15 protein-coding genes are annotated in these 15,975 nt (G+C 45.8%); 13 read left to right on the top strand and 2 right to left on the bottom strand.

Annotated features, from left to right (window positions below):
- The first annotated feature begins 178 nt into the window (after nucleotides 1–178).
- The 6 genes from FE296_RS29535 (at nucleotide 179) to FE296_RS29510 (ending at nucleotide 6,657) form a co-directional block, all read left to right on the top strand.
- Nucleotides 179–1,333: a glycosyltransferase family 2 protein gene (locus tag FE296_RS29535; protein ID WP_150367354.1), complete on the top strand. Its 1,155-nt coding sequence runs from the start codon at nucleotides 179–181 to the stop codon at nucleotides 1,331–1,333.
- Nucleotides 1,334–1,370: 37 nt separating this feature from the next.
- Nucleotides 1,371–2,678, top strand: coding sequence for an aminotransferase class III-fold pyridoxal phosphate-dependent enzyme (locus FE296_RS29530; RefSeq protein WP_150367353.1), 1,308 nt, complete (start codon nucleotides 1,371–1,373; stop codon nucleotides 2,676–2,678).
- 42 nt (nucleotides 2,679–2,720) lie between these two features.
- The gene (locus FE296_RS29525) at nucleotides 2,721–3,752 is read left to right on the top strand and encodes a zinc-dependent alcohol dehydrogenase (protein WP_017688645.1); all 1,032 of its coding nucleotides are present in this window, start codon (nucleotides 2,721–2,723) and stop codon (nucleotides 3,750–3,752) included.
- Nucleotides 3,753–3,832: 80 nt separating this feature from the next.
- On the top strand, nucleotides 3,833–5,077 hold the full coding sequence (locus FE296_RS29520) for an MFS transporter (RefSeq protein ID WP_091030860.1): 1,245 nt from the start codon (nucleotides 3,833–3,835) through the stop codon (nucleotides 5,075–5,077).
- Between the two features lie 305 nt (nucleotides 5,078–5,382).
- Nucleotides 5,383–5,976, top strand: a complete 594-nt coding sequence (locus FE296_RS29515) for a DUF1349 domain-containing protein (protein WP_150367352.1) — start codon at nucleotides 5,383–5,385, stop codon at nucleotides 5,974–5,976.
- 39 nt (nucleotides 5,977–6,015) lie between these two features.
- Nucleotides 6,016–6,657: an HAD family hydrolase gene (locus FE296_RS29510; protein ID WP_150367351.1), complete on the top strand. Its 642-nt coding sequence runs from the start codon at nucleotides 6,016–6,018 to the stop codon at nucleotides 6,655–6,657.
- Here the strand turns inward: FE296_RS29510 and FE296_RS29505 are convergent.
- The gene (locus FE296_RS29505) at nucleotides 6,654–7,469 is read right to left on the bottom strand and encodes an AraC family transcriptional regulator (RefSeq protein ID WP_124114564.1); all 816 of its coding nucleotides are present in this window, start codon (nucleotides 7,467–7,469) and stop codon (nucleotides 6,654–6,656) included. The genes FE296_RS29510 and FE296_RS29505 overlap by 4 nt on opposite strands.
- A 294-nt stretch (nucleotides 7,470–7,763) precedes the next feature.
- On the opposite strand from FE296_RS29505, the gene FE296_RS29500 reads away from it, so the two are divergent.
- From FE296_RS29500 to FE296_RS29490, 3 genes are all read left to right on the top strand, one after another.
- Nucleotides 7,764–8,906 (top strand): NAD(P)/FAD-dependent oxidoreductase, encoded by a 1,143-nt coding sequence (locus FE296_RS29500; protein ID WP_150367350.1) that lies wholly within the window; start codon nucleotides 7,764–7,766, stop codon nucleotides 8,904–8,906.
- The gene (locus FE296_RS29495; RefSeq protein WP_124114566.1) at nucleotides 8,903–9,190 is read left to right on the top strand and encodes a hypothetical protein; all 288 of its coding nucleotides are present in this window, start codon (nucleotides 8,903–8,905) and stop codon (nucleotides 9,188–9,190) included. Before FE296_RS29500 ends, FE296_RS29495 begins: the two co-directional genes overlap by 4 nt.
- A gap of 215 nt (nucleotides 9,191–9,405) precedes the next feature.
- Nucleotides 9,406–10,641, top strand: a complete 1,236-nt coding sequence (locus tag FE296_RS29490; RefSeq protein WP_124114567.1) for a cytochrome P450 — start codon at nucleotides 9,406–9,408, stop codon at nucleotides 10,639–10,641.
- A 97-nt stretch (nucleotides 10,642–10,738) separates the two neighbouring features.
- On the opposite strand, the gene FE296_RS29485 is transcribed toward FE296_RS29490, so the two are convergent.
- Nucleotides 10,739–12,178: a DHA2 family efflux MFS transporter permease subunit gene (locus FE296_RS29485; protein WP_150367711.1), complete on the bottom strand. Its 1,440-nt coding sequence runs from the start codon at nucleotides 12,176–12,178 to the stop codon at nucleotides 10,739–10,741.
- Nucleotides 12,179–12,460: 282 nt separating this feature from the next.
- Between FE296_RS29485 and FE296_RS29480 the strand changes: the two genes are divergently transcribed.
- The 4 genes from FE296_RS29480 (at nucleotide 12,461) to FE296_RS29465 (ending at nucleotide 15,803) form a co-directional block, all read left to right on the top strand.
- Entirely contained in the window at nucleotides 12,461–13,066 is a 606-nt protein-coding gene (locus tag FE296_RS29480; RefSeq protein ID WP_124114568.1) for a TetR/AcrR family transcriptional regulator, read from the top strand.
- A gap of 91 nt (nucleotides 13,067–13,157) precedes the next feature.
- Nucleotides 13,158–13,691, top strand: a complete 534-nt coding sequence (locus FE296_RS29475) for a GNAT family N-acetyltransferase (protein WP_150367349.1) — start codon at nucleotides 13,158–13,160, stop codon at nucleotides 13,689–13,691.
- Between the two features lie 70 nt (nucleotides 13,692–13,761).
- Nucleotides 13,762–14,436, top strand: a complete 675-nt coding sequence (locus FE296_RS29470) for a response regulator transcription factor (protein WP_124114570.1) — start codon at nucleotides 13,762–13,764, stop codon at nucleotides 14,434–14,436.
- On the top strand, nucleotides 14,433–15,803 hold the full coding sequence (locus FE296_RS29465; RefSeq protein ID WP_150367348.1) for a sensor histidine kinase: 1,371 nt from the start codon (nucleotides 14,433–14,435) through the stop codon (nucleotides 15,801–15,803). The genes FE296_RS29470 and FE296_RS29465 overlap by 4 nt, the downstream gene beginning before the upstream one ends.
- The last annotated feature ends 172 nt before the right edge of the window (nucleotides 15,804–15,975 follow it).

Genomic DNA, 15,975 nt, shown 5'->3' with positions numbered 1-15,975 from the left:
AGTTCAGAATTTAAGATTTCCAGTTTACAAAAAATGATATAAATTTCTAGTAGATTCAAATCATTACCAAATAAAGACAAAATATTCAAACAAGGGGGGCCGGACAGAAATACCAGCAATTGTGCAGTTCGAATCAGCTTATGTACTCATTCCATCAACCCAAATCAGGAGGGATTCCATGCTTTACACCATTATTGTGCCAGTCAACCAGGACTATAACATTTTGAACTTGTTCACAGATTCGCTGCTCCGGACGGTAAGTCCATCCACCCAGATTATTTTCATCAACGATGGTTCCGGCTCAGCAGTCTTTCAACATCTGGATAAACTGAAGCAAGAAGTAAGAGAAGGTGTGACCATCGAGATTCTTCAGCATGATTTTCCACTCGGTTGCGCCGTGTCGATTAATAGCGCACTGAGTCTAGCCAAGGGAGAGTACATTTTCTTCCTGGATTCTGACACCATTCTTCAACCGAACTGGCAACCGATGATGAAAGAGACACTGGATAGCGATATTACGATCGGCATGATTGGAGGGGTTCTGTTGTATCCGCAAACAGGGGGCGTGCAGCATTGCGGCATTGCTTTTGCGGACACTATCGGCCGACACCTGTTCCTGAATGCATCTCCTGATGATATCCCAAAAGAAACCTTCTCTGTTCAACTGGTGGTGTTCGCCATGTTTGGCATGAAGCGGGAGGTGTATGAGACCATCGGCAACCTCGATGAGAAGTTCTTTAACGGATACGAGGACTTTGATTATCAGATGCGGGCACGAGCTGCCGGATACGATACGGTCATTAACCCGAATATTCAGGCGTATCACTGGGAACGCAGCAGCGGTATTCACCGCAACTTCAACCGGAAGAACAATCTGGCACGCTTCTGGAAAAAGTGGGGCGGTCAAATCGAGGCTGATGTGTGGCCATTCGTTTTCAGTCATCTGAAAGCACAGCTGGAAAGCCAAGGGGAATACCAGCATCTGCCGATTGTTGGAATTGACCTTGCCGAGGTTCGAAGTGATGCCGATACATTCTGGACCAAGCTGGAGGAAGCCGAATTTGCAAATGTAGCCGAAGTACGTGACTATTCAAACCGCTTTAATTCCAATGGGGCCATCTGGCTGCCACAGGTACTGGGCAAGGAACTGATTCATAGTGAGAACCGATTACTGTTTTTGGTGGACAATTTCGCCCGTTTGCTGGAGAACCGCTACTGGATTGAGATGAGACATGCTCATCGAGCCAAGGATCTGATCATTGACCTGTATGGCAATGTGATCACGATGGATCGCATCTACGATGGATGCTGGCCTGGAACCAAAGTTCGGTAATTCACTCACAACGAAAATAAACAGGGAGGTACTTAAGGTGAAAGAAAAAGAGAGCACGCTCGATCGTGCCGTAAGATTTACTCGGAATCTGGAGTGGTTGGAACAAGTCGAAAAGGTAATTCCGAGCGGATGCAGCACTTTAGCCAAAGCACCTGAACGTTTATTTCCGGGGCATACCCCCGTATGTTGTGCAGAGGCTTATAATTCCCGATTTACAGATATCGACGGGAATGAATGGCTGGATTGCGAGATGGCCATGGGTACGGCGCCATGGGGCCATGCCAGACATGAAGTTCAATTAACTGTCATTCACCAGTTGAAAAAAGGGACAAGCTTTTCTTTGCCTGCCGACATTGAGCTTGAATGTGCCGAGTTGATTCTGGAGCGGTTCGAAGGTCGTTATCCATCGCTGCGCTTCACCAAGAGTGGTGCCGATGCAGTGAGTGGAGCCGTGCGTCTGGCCCGTGCCGCTAGCGGCAAAAGCAAGGTTATTGCAACAGCTTATCATGGGTGGCACGATTGGTCTGCCTACGGTTATTATGGTGGCCAGACGAAAGAACGTGGCATCCCGGTGGATATCGAGCGTTCAACAATCTGGATCAACAAACCTACTGCGGAGCGAATTGAGGCTCAGATTACCTCATCTCCCGAGGATATCGCATGTATTGTTCTATGCCCCAACGAGTGGAAAAGGGACGCGCTGGAGGAAGCCGTGAATCTATGCCGGTCTCTGGATATTATTATCATATTCGATGAGGTCACTTCCGGTATTCGAATGGGCAAGCAGGCTACTGCAGGAGAATATGACATCTGGCCTGATCTGCTCTGTATCTCTAAAGGTATGGCCAACGGTTTACCACTCGCAGCGGTTATGGGGCCTGAGCACTTGATGTCTTTGTCAGGACAGGTCAGATTCAGTAATGCCCATTCCAGCGAAACGACAGCGCTCGCGGCAGCCATTGCCTGTGAACGATTAATGAAAAATGCGAAAGTGTGGCCGACTTGGCGTGATCCGGCAACCCGGATCATGGATCGTCTGGAATCTGAACTTGTGTTACTCGGATTGACGGATCAATTGGAAGTGAGAGGGACGTATGCAAGCTTCTGCATTCAATCCTTGGCTGAGGATAACTTTCAAACAGATCCTTTCCGCGAGTTCATGGTGAAGAGAATGGCTCACTTCGGCATTTTCACCAAAGGATACTTTATTTTCTCTGATGCCCATACACGGGAAGAATTACTGTGGGTCGAGGAAGCGCTGTTGCAGATCCTGTCAGACTGGAAAGAGATTCAGAAGCAGGAACATCTTCATGCGATGCAACTTTCGAAAACGTTTGAAGCTTAATCCATAGATCATAATCGACAATCGACTAGGAGGAATTATTCAATGAAAGCACTCGTATATCAGGATCTCAAACAGGTGACTTACCAGGAGATCGAGGAGCCAACCATTCAAAAGCCAAACCAGGTAAAAATTAAAATCTATGGTTCAGGCATCTGCGGTACAGATCTGAATATTGTCAAAGGCAAAGTGCCAGCAAATAAAGGCACGATCATTGGTCATGAAGGCGTAGGCACAGTGGTTGAGGTGGGCGACGAAGTTCGTGGTTTCAAGATCGGTGATCGGGTATTGGTTGATCCCACGCAATCTTGCGGTACCTGCTCATACTGCCGTGAGGGTCTGTTCATCTACTGCGAGAATTTTGATGACTATCAAGTAGGGATGACGACACACGGAACCTTTGCTGAATATTTTGTTGGGGACGAAAAGTATATCTATGCTATCCCGGATTCCATGAGTTGGGAAACGGCCATGATGATCGAACCACTGGGATGTGTACTTCAGACGTTCATGAAAGCAGGGACTAAGCCAAGTGACTCTGTACTGGTCCTCGGTTCTGGAGCAATCGGTTCCCTGTGTCAGCTTGTTAGCAAACGATTGGCAAGGCTTACTGTAGGCACAGAAGTTGATCCATACCGCAAAGAGTTCGCTTCAGGGATCGCGGATCATGTGTTCTATCCTCAGGATCTGACTCTCGATAAAGTATACGAGATCAATAATAACAAAAAGTTTGATATTGTAGTGGACGCGGTTGGTAACCAGCTTCATGTAGGGTTTGAGCTGATTGCCAAAGGCGGCAAAATTATTCCTATGGGATATGACGACAGCTATGAGGTGACATTCAAATCAACAGCCGTGATTAATGATGGCATTAGTATCATCGGTGCGGTTGCCAATCACTCGATGATCAGTACGGCACTGAAATTTGCCCAAAGCATCCCGGAACTGGAACAGATGGTGACAGCCAAGGAACTGCTGAGTGATTATGAACAGGCCTTTAACGGAACGATTGGTTATGACATGCATACTGGAGAGAAATTGCCGATGAATTCGGTCAAAACAGCTCTTATCCTATAAGCATGTAGACATTAGCGGGTTTGCCGCTGCGGGAAGTTGGAATTCGCAGCGGTGAAAACCGCAGAAGGAAGGGATATCGATTGAAATTGCTTCAAGATTTGCCGAAGAATCCACGCTACTCCATTTTACTCGAACCGGTATGGGCCATTCCGGGCACGATCGTTCTCTTCTACGCTCCATTATATATGAAGGAAGCCGGACTTTCGGACATAGAAATCGGTTTAATCAATTCGGTGAATCTTTATTTTGCCTTTATCTTTCAATTGTTTGCGGGTTCCATTACGAATAAGCTGGGCCGGAAACGAACAACGCTGATCTTTGATCTGCTTGCCTGGAGTGTTCCCATGTTCATCTGGGCCTTCTCCCAGAACTTCTGGCTGTTCCTGATCGCTTATTTACTAAACGCAACATCCAAGTTTGTAACGGTCGCCTTTAACTGTCTGATCATAGAGGATGTGGAGGAACACAAACGATCCAAGGTGTTTGCCATTCTCAACATGATTATTACAGGGGCTGGGGTACTCACGCCGATTGCCGGAGTTGTCATTGCTGATTTTGGTATCGTGCCTACATTGGCCAGCATTTACTTTGTCGGGGGCATCCTGATGACCGCCATGTTTTTCATTCGTAACCGATATACGGATGAGACTGAAGTTGGCAAGGAACTTATGGGATTGCATAGTAAAACCCGTGTACTTCAGAGTTTGGGTTCCAGTCTGCGCCTGTTCGGCAAATCGTTCTACAAACGGAGACTTTTTCCGATTATTCTGATCACGGTGTTGTCCAATCTAATCTTGCAGCTGAATTTCTTCCAGGTCATTTTCTTCAAGGAACAGTTGAAATTTGATGACCGTGTCATTTCGTTTATCCCAGTAGTGACTGCGGTAACCGTCATGCTGCTTTATCTGGTCATCATTCCGCGACTGAAACGGCGTTCGGAGGAAAAGTATGTTGGTTTTTCCATTGTGCTTAGCACGGCCGGAGCCATCCTGTTTCTATTGATCCCTGTGGGGAATATAGGAATGTTGTTTCTCACGCTAATCGTGCTCGCTGCGGGTAACTTCATTTTGCAGACGTACCGGGATTCCCTGCTGATGAACCGATTGGGTACGCATGAGAAAGCCGATATGTTCTCGGCCGTGCAGACCGTCATGACGCTTACAGCCATTCCATCCGGTTACCTGACAGGCCTGCTCTACCATCACAATCCAACCCTGTTGTTCAGTGTCATTCTTGGTCTATATATCGTACTCATGGTTATTATGTTCTTCCTGCCAGATCCACAAAAGCACTCCCAAGTGCTGGAACCTTACAAAAATATGTAGAAAAAGGGGTTTACTGTATTTGAGGCGAATATGTAGTACAGAAAAAAACTAGTAAATGCATGTTCAAAAAGAGCGGTTTTCAGTACCGAGAAGATGGGATGAAGCTAGAAATGGAGTAGCGGAGCGTAGGAAAACTACGTGAGCAACTGCAATGTTTCCGAAGGAAACATACTTCGTAAGCCCACACTTATTTCGGCTGAATGCCATATTCGATGCTGATGATGCCACTAGGCATCCTTCGTAATCAAAAGCGGACTTTTTGAACTACCTCTAGAACATATTTTAACTTGGGAGGCTACTAACAAATGACTAACGTAATGACAACAGAAGCACGGAAGCAATGGAGCTGGATGAATGAGCCCGAAACCTGGTCCTATACGGATCAGGGAGGTGTGCTGGTGGAAGCGAAGGCGGACACAGACTTTTTCCAAGATCCAGCGGGGAAACACATTCGTGCAACTGCTCCTTTCCTGTCCATGCCTGTGCCTGGCGATTTCGAAATTACAACCCAATTAACCGTTGATATGAAAAATCAATATGATTCCGGATGCCTGATGGTGATGGCGGATGATCTTAACTGGTGCAAAATTTGTTTTGAATATGATGGAAAAGTGCCTACCATCGTGTCGGTGGTGACACGTGATGGTTCATCCGATGATTGCAATTCGGTGGAAGTCTCCGTACCTAATCCTTATCTGCGTATACGCAAAGTAGAGGACTGCATATCATTCTTTTATTCACCCGATGGGGAAGAGTGGAAACTAATTCGATATTTCGGCATGCCGATTCAAGGGGAACTTCGAGCTGGATTAGTTGTACAATCGCCGACTGGAACGGGCTGTACGTGTCACTTTTTATCCGTGAACGTTACTCATCCGGACTTGACCGCACGCTTCTAATCCGCTCCCCTGGCCGATCATTGGAGGGAGAACAGGTTCATGGTAAAAGCATTTATATTTGATTTTGATGGACTCATTGTGGATACAGAGACGCCCTGGTATTATGCATTTCGCGATATTTATGAAGAGTACGGAGTAGAACTTGGTCTGGAGCTGTGGTCGAAAAATGTGGGGACATCCTTTGAGGAGTTTCATCCATTTCTGTATCTGGAGCAGGCGCTCCAAAAAAAGATAGATCATGATCATATCAAACTTCTCTCTGAACAGAAATACGAAGTCTATTTGGGACAGGCCGCCATTCTTCCAGGGGTGTATGAATTGCTTCAGTCTGCGAGGGAGAAGGGGATTCAACTTGCGGTTGCTTCCAGCTCCACACGGGACTGGGTGCATGGTTACTTGCAGAAATTAGGCATTTTCGATTATTTCACAGTCGTTCATACATCCGAGGATGTGAAGCGAGTGAAACCGGACCCTGAACTGTACCTTCTTGCTCTCCAGAGTCTTGGGATTGAGGCTTCCGAAGCAATTGTGTTCGAAGACTCACCTAATGGCTTGAAGGCAGCCAATGCTGCAGGTATTCGTTGCATCATCGTGCCTAACGAGGTAACGCGTGGTCTGGAATTCGCCATGCATGAACTGCGGTTATCCTCGCTGGCCGAGATTGATATGGAGGCGCTTTAATCCAGATACTGCTTGCGTAGCTCGATAGGGGATATCCCTTCGTATTTTTTAAACACTGATCCAAAGTAACTGGCACTATTGAAACCAACGGCTTTGGCTATTTCATGAGCGGTAGTAGCGTTATTTTCGATGAGCATTTCCTTGGCTTTCAACAACCGATATCGCATCAGATACTCCAGTGGAGTCATTTGAAATTCTTTTTTGAATATCCGATTGAGGTGCTGCTCGGTAACATCCATCTGCTCAGCCAACATGGGGAGAGAAATATCCTGATGATAATTTTGTTTGATAAAAGTAATGAGTTCATCCAATCTTAATCGGGCATCAGAACGTTCGTAAGCACTATAGCGTTCACCTTCAATGGTTAATCTGACCAAAAGCATGTACAGTAATGCGGAGACGTGCCAGATCTGATCCTTGTGCCGGGACTGCAGCGCCAATGTAATTTCACGCAACAGGATATGAAGCATTCCATCCGGCTTGAAGGCGCGCAGCTCCCCGATCTGCAAGGAATGCAAGAACCGTGGCAACAAATAGCCATTGAAAGACAGACAATCAAATCGTAATGAATCACTCAGATTGTGGTAACGGTAGGTTACCTCCGGGAACAAAATGAGAGCGGTCCCTTTTTTGATCGAAAATTCATGATTCTTTGCTGCGATTCGCCCTGTTCCTCCGATGCACTGTACAATGCTGTAATCCCGTGAATGGTCGCTCCAATTCATCAATTCATCAACGGTCAACTGGTTTTGCCCTGTAATCATGAGCGGCATATCGGTATCCAGCGGATTCCCCATGCTAGGTTTCGGCATCGTTGTGTTATTCCTCTTTTCGTTAAAGGATCATGTGCGTAAGTGGCGTGGTTACAGAGTTAAAAGAAACCTAGAAAGAATTATATTACATAAATGGAATAATTTTAATTGAATGACGGGCAATATATAAAACGTTTTCATATAAATGCTTCAACAATTCTTTATTGGATGAATGAGTATGAACAGTGGTCTGATCAGCCTCTATTTATGGATCTAAAAGTACGCCGCCTTGCCAACAGAATGCGAAACGGTATACGCTATAACGAATGAGTGATTAAAGAAAGGAATGCAAACATGAAGAAAGTCATCGTAGTTGGATCAGGTATTCTGGGGGCATCAACAGCCTATCAATTAGCCAAACATGGCGCAGAGGTCATCATCGTAGACCGAAAAGATATAGGACAGGCAACGGATGCAGCTGCTGGGATCATCTGTCCATGGCTGTCACAGCGACGTAATCAGGACTGGTATCAGCTCGCCAAGGCTGGTGCGCGGTTCTATCCTGGCATCATAGCGGAGCTTGAAGGCGAAGGAGAAACGGAAACCGGTTATGCTCAAGTGGGCGCGCTTAGTATTCATACGGATGTGGACAAAATCAACAAGATGGAAGAGCGGGCCCATCTTCGCAAAACAGATGCACCGGAGATTGGCGATATTACACCTCTTGATGACAAAGAAACCCGTGAACGTTTTCCATTGCTGGATGAACGTTATCAATCGGTACATATCAGCGGTGCTGCACGTATAGATGGAAGAGCGCTGCGCGATGCCTTGATCCGGTCTGCACAGCGAAATGGAGCGGAAGTGATCCATGGAGACGCCACGCTTCAATTCGAAGCGGATCGGGTCATTGGTGTGAATGTTAATGATCAGAGTTTCCTGGCAGATGAAGTCGTTGTCTGTGCAGGTGCATGGGCCAACGAACTGCTGAAGCCGCTCGGCATACACTTTAAAGTGCATTATCAAAAGGCACAAATTATGCATCTACATGTCGCGGATGGGGAGGATACGGGCCGCTGGCCTGTGATCATGCCACCTTCTGATCAATATCTGCTGGCCTTTGATCAACAGAAGATCGTGATTGGTGCCACTCATGAAAATGATGTGGAGGGTTATGATACAAGAGTAACTGCTGGGGGCATGCAGGAAGTTTTGAATAAAGGTCTGGAACTGGCGCCGGGGCTAGCCAATAGCACATTCCAGGAAGTAAGAGTTGGGTTCCGTCCGTTTACACCTGGCTTTCTACCAGTAATGGGGGCTGTCCCAGGCTGGCAAGGTCTGATTACCGCGAATGGACTTGGTGCCTCTGGATTGACCATGGGTCCTTTTATCGGGAGTCAACTGGCGAAACTAGCTCTCGGCATGGAGCTGGATATCGATATTGAGCCCTATACTGTTGGCAAAGCAATGGATGATATTAAAAGAGGTGAGTCATGACATATTCACAACGTTTATCCGATGGAGCGAACCTGTCCGACATCATATATCTGGAGCATCAGATCGGTACGACGAAAGAAAAACTGCGCATAGCTTTGGAGAAACAAGAAACATACAAACGCGAATTGTCGGAATTGAAGTCATCACCAATCAGGAATGCATCGGAAGACAGTTCTGAAGAGCAAATCTTAATGGAGAAGGCAAGCCAAACGAAGAACTTGATTGAAACCCTGTCTGAACAACTGGAGCAACTACAGGAAACATTGGCGAAACTAGGCGATTGATCGGTTAGTATGGCTTATTTCTCTGAAACACCGACAGAAATAATATACGATACGTATAAAACAAAACCCCCTTATATAAAGGGGGTTTTCTGATTTAGTTCAAATGGTTTATATCAATAAATGAACGTATGGTATAAAATGGAATCAGGTGCTGAACTGTCAATTCAGGTACCCATGTAACCAATCACGAAACTATGCTGAGAGGTGGATTCCAAATGTATAAAGAAGTGATACGTGTTGAGGACATCACGGGGTTTCAGTCCAGGTCTGAAGAGTTTTTCCCACTTCACTGGTTTCGAAAAATGCTGTCCGAGCATCCTGTGTACTATCACGAAGATACAGACACCTGGAATGTGTTCAGATACGATGATGTGAAGCAGGTTCTGAGTAATCATGAATATTTTTCGGCCGAAGGAACCCGGACGACAATTGCCGTTGGAGCGAAGAACAATGAAGGCACACCTCCAGACAAATTAAACATATCAAGTATCGATCCTCCCCGTCATCAAAAAAGTCGTTCGTTGTTATCTGCTGCTTTTACACCGCGTAGTCTGAAAAACTGGGAGCCACGCATTCGCAACATTGCAGAGCAGCTGGTAGCAGATATTGAGCCGAATACGACCATTGATATTGTTCAAGCGTTGGCTGCTCCGCTGCCTTCGATGGTTATGGCTGATCTGCTCGGCATCCCTCTCACAGACAGTCATCGCTTCAAAAACTGGGTAGATATTCTGTTTCAACCTACCAATCCGAAGACTGCTGAAGAGAGTGAACTGAAAAAACAAATTGCAGCGCAAGAGTACTATCAATTCCTGTATCCTATTGTGGTTCATAAACGGACTCATCCTGGTGAGGATATCATTACAGATCTGTTGAACGTTGATGTTGAGGGGGAGAAGTTCACGGAGGATGAGGTTGTTCGCACGACCATGCTTCTGCTTGGAGCCGGTATAGAGACAACGAGTCATATGGTTTCAAATACGTTCTATTCATTCCTGTACGATGACCCGAGTCTGTATGATCAACTAAGACAGAATCCCGAATGGGTTCCGCTCGCAGTAGAAGAAATGCTTCGTTATCGGTTCCATAATGCCAAACGGCATCGGACAGTGAAGCAGGATAACCAACTGCTCGGAGTGGATTTAAAAAAAGGAGACGTCGTCATCTCTTGGATGAGTGCAGCCAATATGGATGAGCAGATGTTTGAAGACCCGTTTGAGCTGAATATTCATCGTCGTAATAACAAAAAACATCTTACCTTTGGTAATGGCCCACACTTTTGTCTAGGTGCCCCGCTGGCAAGAATGGAACTAAGCATTGCCTTGACAGCATTTGTGGAGAAGATCGCTCGGATTGAACCGGTGAAGTCCTTTGATCTGGAGAATAATCTGGCCACTTCAGCTCCGGGGCAGTCGTTGACCCATCTGCCAGTGAAGATCGTTGCCGAGTGAGAAGGAATCATACGGGATACAACCCAAAAAGCGGCAGATCAGACGTAACGTCTTGATCTGCCGCTTTGTTATGCAAGCAAGTATGAGGCTGGAGACCTTAATTTGAATTGATAGAAACTTTTTGTCTTACAACCTGTTTGATTTCTTCCTCTTTGGCTTGTTTGGTACGTTTGATAAAGAAGGAAAGAACCAATCCCACAACAGCGATGCCGATGATAACAACATACGCATCATTGATACCCTGGATCATGGATTCTGTAGCAAGCTGTTTTTGACTGAGACCATTGGCTGCTCCAGTCGCCATCATATCTTGTACGTGTGCCGTTGTACGGGAGGTCATGACACTTACGAGCAATGAAGTACCTACAGCGCCAGCCACTTGTCTGACGGTGTTGGAGATAGCTGTACCGTGTGCACCAAGTCTTGGTGGCAGTTGGTTAAGCCCCGCAGTCTGAATCGGCATCATGAGCAAAGCCATACCAATTCGGCGGCCGGTTGACATTAATACCAGGTAACCATAACTGGTTGAATCCGTTAAGTCGATGAAACCAATTGTCGTCACAATGGTGATCACCATCCCGATAACAGCGAGCCATTTCGCTCCAAATCGGTCAAACAATTTTCCGGCTACTGGCATCAGGAAGCCCATGACAAGCGCACCTGGCAGAAGCAATAATCCGGACTCCAGTGCAGTGTAACCACGTGCGTTCTGGAGATACAAGGGAAGCAACATCATGTCAGCATACATGATCATTGTAATCGCGATACTGATAACCGTGGTCAGGGAGAACATATTGTACTTGAAAGCCCGCAGATCAAGCAGCGGAGTTTCGGAAACGAGCTGACGCCATGTAAACAGGGCAAGAGAAACAATTCCAGCCGCAATGCAGATAAGAACTTCTGCACTTGACCATCCCAGACTTCCTGCTCTGCTGAAACCATAGAGCAATGCGCCAAATCCGATCGTGGAGAGCACCACACTGATTGTGTCGAACTTTGTGTTGACCCGTTCGGATACATTCTTCAGGTATACAAACGCAAATGCAATGACAATAAGAGTTAATGGAATCATGCCGTAGAACATCGTTTGCCAAGAGTAGTTCTCTAGGATATAACCGGCAAGGGTAGGCCCGATTGCAGGGGCAAAAATGATGGCAAAGCCAACCATACCCATCGCAGATCCTCGTTTTTCAGGGGCAAACAAGGTCAAAATAACGTGCATCAAGAGCGGCATGATAATGCCGGCGCCCGCTGCCTGAATCATACGTCCTGTCAGCAATGTACCAAAGTTGGTTGCAAGAGCGGATACGATGGTACCAATCAGGAAAATAAACATGGAAGCTTGGAATAATTGCTTGGTTGAAAAACGTTGCATGAAGTAGGCCGTAATGGGGATAAGCACCCCGTTCACCAGCATGTAACCTGTCGTTAACCATTGTGCTGTTGCGGCGGAGATGTTAAAGTCACCCATCAGTTCCGGTGTAGCGACACTCATGATCGTTTGGTTCAACGTTGCAAGGAAGGCTCCCAAAATCATGATAAACAGGATGGGGCCTTTCTTTACGGATAATTCTTCTTGTACTCTAGCCTGACTCAATCCTTTTCATCCTTTCAATCCACGCGTGACTAAATTTACAACGTGTTGTATAGTTTACATTGTATTTATTGAATTATATACATATTCGGACAGATTACAATTTACGTTATGGCGTGTTTTCGTCGTTTATTTTACAAATAAAATGAATTTGTTGTGTAAATCAAAAATAAACGACTGATTGTTTAAAATTGTAATGTTTAAAATTTGATAGGAGGGATACACGTGAAAGACGAGAAGAAATCAGCTGTGGACCCAAGAATATTGCGAACGCGTCAGTTAATTCGAGGTGCATTTGTTGAATTGCTGCAGGAAATGGATATTGAGAAGTTGTCAGTCAACAAAATTGCCGAACGAGCGACGATCAATCGGGTAACCTTCTACCTGCACTATCGTGATATTACGGATATGATGGAGAAGATGGCCGATGAGATGATCGAGCATATTGAACGGATCGTGGATGAATATGCTCCTCATTTTGAGAAGCAAAGGACGGAAGAAGCTTGGCCTGTTCTGGTCAAGTTACTGGAGCATTTTGCAGAGAACGCCTCGTTCTATCAGGTGGTACTTGCCACAAAGCGCACACCGATTTTTACCGAAAGATTGCTCAAATTGTTGAGTACCTTGGTCAAAGCTAAGATAGATCGAGCCGAAATGGAAGATGTCCTGGAGGATTCCGGCATTCACAAGGAGATTGCCATCTGGTATGGTTCGTCTGCTCTAATTGGTACCATTGTGGCTTGGTTGCGTAATGATATGCCATACTCCCCGCATTTTCTGGCGAAACAATTCTCGTTAATTCGCTCGTACTCCTATAATGACCTGATATAATTAGACTATAATACTCACACGGTAAACTGGGTCCAATGAATCGCAAAGACCAGCTCTGTGCACCCATACATAACAGAGGAGGACTAATGTAATGAAATATAGTGCAGAACGTATCTATGTACGATTTTGGAAGGTGGAAGATGCCTCATTGCTTCTGGATCTACAGGTTCGAAATCGTGAGGCAATTGAGAGAACCTCTGCAAGTAATCGGGATGACTCTTACTACAGCTTGGAAAAGCAAAGGGCACTCATTGAGAGCTGGGACAAGAAGAGAGAAGAAGGAATTCGCTATTCCTTCGGTATTTTTCTACATACAACGGATGAACTTGTGGGTGAGATTTCTTTGTTTGAGATCATATTGGATTCCACTCCAAAATGGATTGTTGGTTATGTGACGGATATTTTGCATCAAGGAAAAGGGTATATGAGCGAAGCCCTGCAATGCGTGCTTGAATTCGCCAAACATGAAACTGAAATTACACGCATCGAGGCTGGCGCGGTACCTGATAATACAGGGTCCATCCGTGTACTTCAAAAGGCAGGATTCTCAGCGTGCGGGTCACAGTCTGTCCCGATCCAGGGAACGTTAAAGGAACATACGATGTTTGCTATGGATATACAATGAGCAGGATGTATCAGGATTAACTATAATTTGAACCATATATTCATACGTATTGGAGAGGACAGAAAAACCTATGGCTACTATACTCGTTGCTGACGACGATCCGAACATTCGCGAACTCGTCTGTCTCTTTCTCAAAAACGATGGATTCACGACGGTGGAAGCTGCGGACGGTAAGGAAGCTCTCACCGTGTACGGCGAGACGCCAGTGGATCTGGTCGTGCTTGATATTATGATGCCTGTTATGGACGGCTGGGCATTATGCAAGGAACTCCGCAGAGCCAATCCCGATCTCCCGTTACTCATGCTGACGGCGAGAGGTGAGACGTGGGAGAAGGTGAAGGGATTCGAACTGGGTACGGATGATTATTTGACGAAACCGTTTGATCCATTGGAACTGACCGCCCGTGTCCGAGCATTACTGAAGCGTTACAAAATTGGCTCCACACATACAATCCAGTTTGGCAACGTTATTCTGGACCGTCAGACTTATAAGGTGATGAGAGGCACAGAGTCGCTTACGTTACCGCTTAAGGAGTTCGAATTGCTGTATAAGCTTGCTGGAACACCTGGGCAAGTCTACACACGTGAGCAGTTAATTGATCAGATATGGGGTATTGATTACGCCGGAGATGATCGAACGATAGACGTACATATCAAGCGCCTGCGCGAACGATTCGCGACGACACCTGATTTTCGGATTGAAACGGTGCGTGGGCTAGGATACAGACTTGAGGTCCATGAATGATCAGATCATTATACATTCGTGTGGTGCTAACCTTTCTGATTTCTGTCATCGCTGGTACAGTTATTTCTTTTTTTATGTCAACCTGGATATTCGAAGATAAATTGAACGAAAATGCCCGAATTAACATACGCAACTTTGGCCAAGACGTAGTGCAGATATATAAGACGATGCCTCTGGATGAAGCAGAATTATTCGTTAGCAATATGAAACAGCTTGATTCATATCATATTCGAATTTATGATGCAACGGGCAAACTCCAGACATATGGGAAGCTTAATGGACATAAATCAGCTGCTGTATCGTTGGAGCAACTCAAAAAAGTTTTAAATGGAGGGGTTGTTCAAGACACACCCAAGGGAATCGCTACCGTTCTTTTGGGGCTACCGATTAAGACGGAAATGGGCACAAAAGCGATGTTTTTGGAAACTCTCGCACCGCCCTCCGCCTCTTTTGTAGTCCAGTTTGGCTTAATCTTTGCAAGCTGTTCGTTGATTGCAGGAAGTCTGTTGATTCTGATTGCTTCTGTATACCTGGTGAGACCGATCAAGAAATTGACCAAAGCGACCAAACGGATTGCAGCTGGAGATTTCAATGTCAAGCTGAACATCAAGCAAACGACTGAAATAGGTACGTTGGCTCGCAGCTTTGAAGAGATGATGCATGATCTGCAGCAGTTGGAGCAGATGCGCAGGGAATTCGTTACCAATGTTTCACACGAGGTTCAGTCTCCGCTCACCTCGATATCCGGTTACGCTTCGGCGCTGAAGCAAGTAAATCTCTCCGAACAAGAGCGAAACCGTTACCTGGATATAATCATCTCTGAAGCGAAACGAATGTCCAAAATGAGTGATAGCCTGCTTAAGCTGAGTCTGCTGGAATCACAGTCGCAGCAACTACGGCTTAACACCCTCAGCCTTGATGAACAGATCCGGCGGGTCATTGTGGCACTTCAGCCGCAATGGTCTGGGCGCAACATTCATTTCGAGCTTGATTTGGAGAACGTGAAGGTAACGGCTGATCACGATCAGTTAAATCAGGTATGGACCAATATCATCGGAAATAGCATCAAGTTTTCCAAGGATGGCGGTATGATTAAAGTCCGTATCGAAGAGGATTTCAACCATGTAAGTGTCCGAATATCCGACACGGGCATTGGAATTCCCCTGGAAGACCAGAAGCGTATATTCGACCGTTTTTTCAAGGCAGATCGTTCCCACAGTCGTAAATACGACGGGAGTGGTATGGGACTAGCAATCGTTAAACAGATCGTGTCCCTTCATCAGGGTGACATCCGAGTGGAAAGCGAACCTGGTCAAGGCACGACCTTTATTATCACATTGCCCAATCATCCACCAATGGATAAATAGTTAATTCGGATAAGCCCGAGGTACAGAATATTATTCCAAGTATCAACACTGAATTTTCATACCATGTGTAATATGCAAATTTCCTTGCATGGTTACACATGGTATTTTTTTTGCTTGTTCATATTCCGTTCATACTCCGGTCACGGGGAGTACATCTTTGTTGGTTAGGCTT

The sequence above is a fragment of the Paenibacillus sp. UASWS1643 genome, assembly GCF_008693195.1.
GTDB lineage: Bacteria > Bacillota > Bacilli > Paenibacillales > Paenibacillaceae > Paenibacillus > Paenibacillus amylolyticus_B.
This window is presented reverse-complemented; position numbering and strand designations above follow the sequence as displayed.